We start from the raw sequence: 1,065 nt of genomic DNA on the forward strand, positions 1-1,065 counted from the left end.
GCGCACCCACCTTCGCATCCAGATCGGCCAGCGTGCTCTTCAAACTGTCCTGCAGAAAGTACAGGCCAACGAACGACAAGCCCCCATCCACGCTGCCGACAGACAAGCTCTTGAGGCCAGCAAAGCTGCTGCCAGCAAAACGATGCGCACCGGCGGCACCGATCTGCAAACCGTTAAGCAGCTTGGCCGCGGCCGGCTCCAGGTTCTTGAGGCCGGCCTTGATCTGGCGCAGCGCCGCCTTGGCCTCGCGATTCGCGTCCTGCCCCCACACACCGCCGGCCTGCTTGATGTCGCTCGCCCGCTCCTTGGCATCCTGACCAAACTGCACGAGCCGTTGCTTGACCTCTTCGGCTGAACCATGAACCCATAGCGTGACGTCGATAAGCATGTTGCGAACGTTGACGTTCGGGATAGTGATCAAGCTCCCCAACAACATCGCGCGTGCCCCCTTTCCGGCAGCCTTATGCGCCTCATTGGCGTGGCCGCGTATCTCCTCCGACAGCAGATCGAAGCATTCGCCTACGGTGAGTTGGATCGTGACCTGCGTGAGCTTGGTTTTTCCGTAGAGCCACGCCGCGCCCACATGGAGATTGTCCAGCGCCGCCTTGGCACCCACGCTCAGGGCACTGTCCAGCCGATTGGCCGCGTCATGCATCGCGGCCAGCAACTGGTCGGCCGCACCGGCGATGACGCCTCTGCGCCAATCATCACCGTCCTTGCTGGTCGCGATGAGTTTGACCACGTCATAGTATTTCTTGCCCGCATCGTTGGGCATGGCACCGGCTGCGAACTGCGGCTCAAACGCTTGCTGCAGGTCGGTATGTTGTCCATTCAAGGCGAGGTAGGCCGGGCTGTTGGGGTCTTTCAGCAACTGCTGCCATGCCTTGCCACTGGGGCCAAGTACTTGGGGCTTGGGTTTTTCGCCCGACGGGGCCGGCGACGATGGTGCATCGGTGACACCACCGGCAAGACAGTCAGCGACGGTAACGAGACGACATTGCCATGAACGAACATCCGCGTCGGCATAGTCGAGCGTCATGATGCGGTTCCAGTCGGCGCCGCCCA

At 61.8% G+C, this 1,065-nt stretch carries 1 protein-coding gene; it reads right to left on the reverse strand.

The genetic code is table 11. From position 1 onward, the window contains the following. Positions 1–1,039 (reverse strand): hypothetical protein (locus tag L810_RS42965; RefSeq protein ID WP_218921761.1); only part of this gene is annotated, 1,039 nt, incomplete at its 3' end. Positions 1,040–1,065: the final 26 nt, after the last annotated feature.

It is taken from the genome of Burkholderia sp. AU4i, from assembly GCF_000466765.1.
GTDB classification, from domain to species: Bacteria; Pseudomonadota; Gammaproteobacteria; order Burkholderiales; family Burkholderiaceae; genus Burkholderia; species Burkholderia cepacia.